Origin of the sequence: Salinivibrio sp. MA440 (assembly GCF_001996265.1) — a bacterium.
In the GTDB taxonomy this organism is placed as follows: domain Bacteria; phylum Pseudomonadota; class Gammaproteobacteria; order Enterobacterales; family Vibrionaceae; genus Salinivibrio; species Salinivibrio costicola.
The window spans coordinates 62,652-68,781 of record NZ_MUFI01000019.1; the positions used below are offsets into that span (position 1 = coordinate 62,652).

Annotated in this window: 4 protein-coding genes and 1 rRNA gene; 4 read left to right on the forward strand and 1 reads right to left on the reverse strand. The window is 47.7% G+C overall.

Annotated features, from left to right (window positions below; all coding sequences use genetic code 11):
• Nucleotides 1-30: 30 nt before the first annotated feature.
• The 4 genes from BZG80_RS07925 to BZG80_RS07940 all read left to right on the forward strand — a co-directional run bounded on the left by BZG80_RS07925 (nucleotide 31) and on the right by BZG80_RS07940 (nucleotide 5,365).
• The gene (locus BZG80_RS07925) at nucleotides 31-462 is read left to right on the forward strand and encodes a GNAT family N-acetyltransferase (protein ID WP_021024456.1); all 432 of its coding nucleotides are present in this window, start codon (nucleotides 31-33) and stop codon (nucleotides 460-462) included.
• Nucleotides 463-573: 111 nt separating this feature from the next.
• Nucleotides 574-1,923: a CDP-diacylglycerol--serine O-phosphatidyltransferase gene (gene pssA, locus BZG80_RS07930; RefSeq protein ID WP_021024455.1), complete on the forward strand. Its 1,350-nt coding sequence runs from the start codon at nucleotides 574-576 to the stop codon at nucleotides 1,921-1,923.
• A 12-nt stretch (nucleotides 1,924-1,935) separates the two neighbouring features.
• Nucleotides 1,936-2,580 (forward strand): isochorismatase family protein, encoded by a 645-nt coding sequence (locus tag BZG80_RS07935; RefSeq protein ID WP_021024454.1) that lies wholly within the window; start codon nucleotides 1,936-1,938, stop codon nucleotides 2,578-2,580.
• Nucleotides 2,581-2,779: 199 nt separating this feature from the next.
• Nucleotides 2,780-5,365 carry a family 20 glycosylhydrolase gene (locus tag BZG80_RS07940; RefSeq protein ID WP_021024453.1) on the forward strand — a complete coding sequence of 862 codons (2,586 nt, stop codon included), beginning with the start codon at nucleotides 2,780-2,782 and terminating at the stop codon, nucleotides 5,363-5,365.
• A gap of 486 nt (nucleotides 5,366-5,851) precedes the next feature.
• On the opposite strand, the gene rrf is transcribed toward BZG80_RS07940, so the two are convergent.
• Nucleotides 5,852-5,967: ribosomal RNA gene (gene rrf, locus BZG80_RS07945) — 5S ribosomal RNA — on the reverse strand.
• Nucleotides 5,968-6,130 lie beyond the last annotated feature (163 nt).

The following is a 6,130-nucleotide window of genomic DNA, read 5'->3' on the forward strand; positions in this document are numbered from 1 at the left end:
GTCCTGCTCGTATTGCGCATCTATTAGGCTATGGATAATTATCACATTCACCCGCTAGAGCCCTTGCGGTTCCCACTGGTAGCGCGGTTCTACAAAACACACTATCCTCCCGGAAAACCCAAGAAAGATGAACGTATTTGGGTCATTGATGGCCCGAGTGGACTATGTGGCGCGGTACGCTTTCAGCAACGTCTCGAGTATCAGTTACTCACAGGCATGTTGCTACACCCTGATCTGCGAGGAACAGGTTTAAGTCATCGTTTACTCGACGCAGTGCAAGAAACACTGTGTCAACGTCCTAGCTTTTGCTTAGCTTTCCGTCCACTGACTACCTTGTATGCGCAGCATGGTTTTACGCCTGTCGATCATCACGTATTACCCGATGATCTGGCTGCACGCCTGCACCGTTATTGTCAAAGTGGCAAAGATTTAGTGGCGATGGAATACTCACCCAAAGCGTGACATTAGCAACAAAGCCATTGCGCGGTGATCCGTAGCTTGACGCAATTTCTGGTATCATTCAGGGTTTAGTATCAATGCTCGACTCTGGCCGTCGAACAAAAAGAGGTAATAATGGATTCAGCGAACGCAAACCGGCAGCTTATTGATCGCTTGCCCACCATTGCGCACCAGCCAGAAAATCTCGAAACCTTATTAGACGCGGTCTCATTTAGAGAACGGCTCCTTAGCGAAATTAAAAAAGCAACATCACGTATTTATCTGGTGGCTCTGTACTTACAAGACGACGAAGCAGGACGAAGCATTCTGGATGCGCTTTACGAAGCAAAGCAAGCTAACCCTGCCCTCGATATCAAAGTATTAGTCGACTGGCATCGCGCACAGCGAGGGTTAATTGGTGCTGAACAGTCGGACGGTAATGCAGGACTATATCGAGCTTATGCAGAGCGCTACCCACATAAGATAGAGGTCTTGGGTGTGCCAGTTAGAAACCGCGAAGTCTTCGGCGTTTTGCACTTAAAAGGATTCGTATTTGATAACACCGTTATATACAGCGGCGCCAGCTTAAACGATGTCTATTTAGCGCAACATGATAGATACCGTTATGACCGTTATCACGTGCTCGCCAATAAAGTACTCGCCGACACCATGGCAGACTTTATTGTCAACACGTTAATCGCCGACAGTGCCGTCAACTGTCTCACCTCGCCCGACCGCCCCAACAGCAAAGCACTAAAGCCAAACATTCGTGAGTTTCGTGGTCAGCTACAGCAGGCCAGCTATCGATATCAAGATGAGCCGATTAGTGAAGACCAAGTTGGACTTACCCCGATGGTCGGGTTAGGTAAACGGAAAAATAAGCTCAATCGCTATATCTGTCATTTGATTGCCAGTGCCCATGATGAATTAGTCATTTGCACGCCCTATTTTAATCCACCACGCAGTGTCGTTCGCGAAATCCGTCGCGCACTTCGCCGAGGGGTAAGCGTGAGGATTATAGTGGGAGATAAAACCGCGAACGATTTCTACTCACCACCAGAGGCGCCATTTAAGACGATTTCAGCTCTGCCTTATTTGTATGAAGTCAACTTACGCAACTTTGCCCGTCGCAACGAAGCAGCGATTGCAAAACGTCAGTTAAATATCCATATCTGGAAACATGATGACAACAGCTTCCATTTGAAAGGCATTTGGGTCGATCGCCAGTATATGCTGTTAACGGGAAATAACCTCAATCCGCGCGCCTGGAAGCTAGACTTAGAAAACGCCATCTTGATTCATGATAAGCATCAGCAATTAGAGGCGCAGAAGCAGCAAGAGGTAGATACGATCTTGGCTCATACACAGCTGGTTGGCAGTTATAAGCAGATAGAAAAAATGGAGGATTATCCTGCGCCAGTCAAACGCCTACTTAAACGGATAAAGCGGGTTAAGGCCGATCATATACTCAATCAGATACTTTAGGGGATAACCGCAATGAAACAGGCCAAAATAGCTGCCATTGACGTTGATGCACAGCGCACGTTTACGCCGTTATGTCCTGACGAATTACCCGTCCCCGAAGGCGATACCATCGGACCGGCACTCAACGAGCAGGCAACGTTGGCTGACGTACGTGTTTTGACCAAAGATGCGCATCCTGCTAACGCCATTTGGGTGGTCGACGACCCCGCTGACATGCTCCAGCCTTTGCCGCATAAAAACGCCGATCTGACTTGGGTGCAACACGCGGTTCCCGGAACGAAAGGGTTTGAGACGATTGACGCATTGCCAGCAGTGACCGAATATCATTATGTGGTTTGGAAAGGCATCGAGCCCGATCTTCATCCGTATGGTGCTTGCTTTCATGATATTGAAGAAAAGCTCAGTACTGGATTAATTGAGTGGCTGCATAGCCAAGATGTCGAAACAGTAATAGTGGGCGGGCTGGCAACCGATTACTGCGTCAAAACAACCGCTATCCAACTGAAAAAACGGGGTCGTTTCGACGTTGTCGTTAACCTTGCCGCTTGCCGAGGGATTAATGCTAAAACCGTATCCTCTGCCTGTGACGAGATGCTGGCCGTCGGTATCAAATTAGTCGATAGTCAACTGGCGTTGCGCTGTCTACTACCCCGTTAATTTGTATCGCAGCAGCACATGATTGCTTGCTGCGATCTTGCTCGCTAGTTTAATGTAAACATTATGCTCACCGCATGAATAAGTTTGAGTCCTAAGACATAAACACACCTTCGCCGATAAGATTACTAGGCTTCTTTGTCGCTATCCTCTAGTGTCTCTTTAACTATTTTTACAATGAAAAATAAGTTTGGAGAATAGCATGCAAAAACCAACAGCTTTGGGTCTATTGATCGGTGCATCTTTATGTAGCACCGCTTGGGCAATGCCCTCATCTCAACTTAATGCACTAGGTAATGGTCTCGATGTCCAATACCAAGTGATTGATAATACGCAAGATGACTGGCGCTCTTTCACCGGCAAAGTCGCCTTTACTAACCAAAGCGCCAAGACACTCCCCAAAGCTGGCTGGGCGATTTATTTCAGTCATATCCGCATGATCAAATCGATCGACACTGATCAGCTTAAAGTTTCTCATGTTAACGGCGATCTGTTTAAACTCGAACCCACTGATGCCTTTGTTCCACTTGCGCCCGGTGACCAATTAGTGGTTGGCTTTAATGCCTCTGATTGGCAAGTAGCGAAATCCGATATTATGCCGAACTGGTATTTGGCGTCAGACGATGAAGCTGGCACTCATACCGCGTTAATCGCCAGTACCAGTAACCACAAAAATGGCCAGGTGCCCACCAAGCCGGATGACGAACTCACCTTTGTGGGTGAATTTAACTCCCCTGCACAGTGGAAACGCTATGGTGGTGCACTGATCGATCACTATGACCCTTTTTCCGCGCAGCAACGATACGAGCGCAACGCCGACCTTTCACAGGAAGATATCCAAGGAAAAATACTGCCAACACCGGCCAGTCGCGTTGAGAAAGAAGGCCATGTCACGATTAACAGCGATTGGACTGTGGTGTATGACAATGGTTATCAAGCACAAGCAAAGTGGCTTGCCGATCAGCTTGGTATCTCAGCGAGCGACTGGGCACCCACTAACCAAAACGTTATTCATTTGGGTTGGGGAAAAATCACCCTTAACGGAAGCGACCAGTGGCATGAAGCTTATCGTCTAGATGTGCAACCTGAGCAGCAACGTATTGAGATTGACGCCCCTGATCAAGCGGGTGCCCTGTACGCTGCACAAAGCTTACTACAACTCAAATCAGGCGACAGCATCAAGGCGGTGACGCTGACCGATGCGCCCCGATTTGCCTATCGAGGCCTTTCTGTTGATGCGGCACGCAACTTTCGCAGTAAAGAAGCCATTTTTAAATTACTCGATCAGATGGCCGCACTAAAGCTTAATAAACTCCACTTGCGTCTCAGCGATGATGAAGCGTGGCGCATTGAGATCCCAGCCCTCCCTGAGCTGGCCGAAGTCGGTAGCAAGCGCTGTCATGATCTATCAGAAACCCGCTGTGTATTGCCCTTCTTAGGCGCAGGACCGGACGGCACAGAAGCATCAGACGGGTATTACACCACGGAAGATTATCAAGCCATCTTGCGTAAGGCGGATGCACTCAATATTACCGTGATCCCTGAGGTAGACATGCCTGGTCACGCACACGCCGCCATCAAAGCGATGGAAGCGCGATATCACAAGTACATGGCACAAGGCGATGAAGCCAAAGCAAAGGAATATTTACTGACTGATTTTGAGGACGATACTCAGTATCTTTCCGTGCAAATGTTCACCGATAATGCCATCAATGTTTGTATGGAATCGAGCTACCGCTTTGCCGATACTGTTGTCTCCGCTTTAGTTGATGCGCATCGTGATGTTCAGCCACTCAGCACATTCCACTTTGGTGGTGACGAAATCGCAGGTGCATGGACCGACTCGCCCATTTGTCAGTCCTTTATAACGAATAATGATACAGGCGTAAGTAGTGTCGATGATTTAAGTCAGTACTTTGTCGAACGTATCTCACACATTGCCCAACGCTATCAGCTGGATCTCGGTGGTTGGGAAGACGGCTTAATGCACACTAATCAGGTCTATCCACGATCACAACTTACCAATCAACAGGTATATGGCAATGCATGGCAAAATATCTGGGAATGGGGGGTTGCCGACCGAGCTTATAACCTCGCTAACAGTGGTTATGGCGTTATCTATAACCAAGCCACACACCTCTATTTTGACCATCCCTACGAGCCAGATCCGAGTGAGCGTGGCTACTATTGGGCACCGCGTTTTACTGATACCCGTAAAACGTTTAGCTTTATGCCTGATGATCTCTACGCTAATGCCAACACAAAACGCAATGGCGCACCAATTACTAAAAAAGAGGTCATCGAGGCCGCAACAGTGAAAACGCTCACGCGTCCAGAAAACGTACTCGGTTTGCAAGCATCGGTTTGGAGTGAAACCATTCGCTCCGATGGCCAGTTTGAATCAATGACCTTCCCTCGCCTCTTTGCCATGGCAGAACGTGCTTGGCACCGTGCTGATTGGGAAGCGAACACACAAAACGAGAAAGAGGCGAATCAAACGCAGCGAAAAGTGGATTACAACCTCTTTGCCAATCAGTTAGCAAACTACTGGTTCCCGCAATTGGAACAACAAGGCATTGGCTTCCGTTTGCCTGTTCCTGGTGGGATGATAGAGAATGGCGAACTAAAAGCGAATTCACCGTTCCCAGGACTCGCCATTGAGTACTCAACCGATAATGGCGCAAGCTGGCAAACCTATGATGCGGCAAACACTCCTCACGTGAGCACTCCTGTGCAGCTGCGCACCGTTTCGGGTGAACGTGTAAGCCGAATCAGTAAGATTGACTAATCGAGCCATCACGCAATATAGAAAAGACAAAGTATAGAAAAGAAAAAGCCCCGTTCACAAAACGGGGCTTTATTGGATCACAATATATTTATCAATAAGATATAGATTTGAGTTGAACGTACTGGCGCCGATCATAACAAAACAGCCTAAATCATTAGGCTAATGCTTAGGGCTTACACGTATTTAACATTAAATGATGTCGGTTTGGCGGGGATGTGATGACGCAAGGCTACAGCACTGGTATACCTCTCAAATACAAAAAAGCCCCGACCGTTAGGTCAGGGCTTCGTATTTCTACTTATCAAAGTCTTACACATATCTGCTTTGATGCTTAAATTTTTGCTAACTAAAGCCTAATACTAAGCTCTAATTAGATTATCTTGTTTGATGCGATGAGGATTTTGAATCGAGACACGCAGTGTATGCCAATACATGAGCATCGCAGATATCAAAAGAATCGAGCTATCAACAAGATAAGCAATGAGAGCCTGGCGATGTCCTACTCTCACATGGGGAGACCCCACACTACCATCGGCGCTGCTTCGTTTCACTACTGAGTTCGGCATGGAGTCAGGTGGGTCCAAAGCGCTATGGTCGCCAAGCAAAATTTGGTGTGTCTTCACTTTTCAGTCAAAACACGTCATCTAGAAAGCTGTTCGTTCTCGCCACAATCAACTGGCTTATTTCGAGTCCAACCCAAAACCTCTTGGGTGTTGTATGGTTAAGCCGCACGGGCAATTAGTACAGGTTAGCTCAACGCCTCAC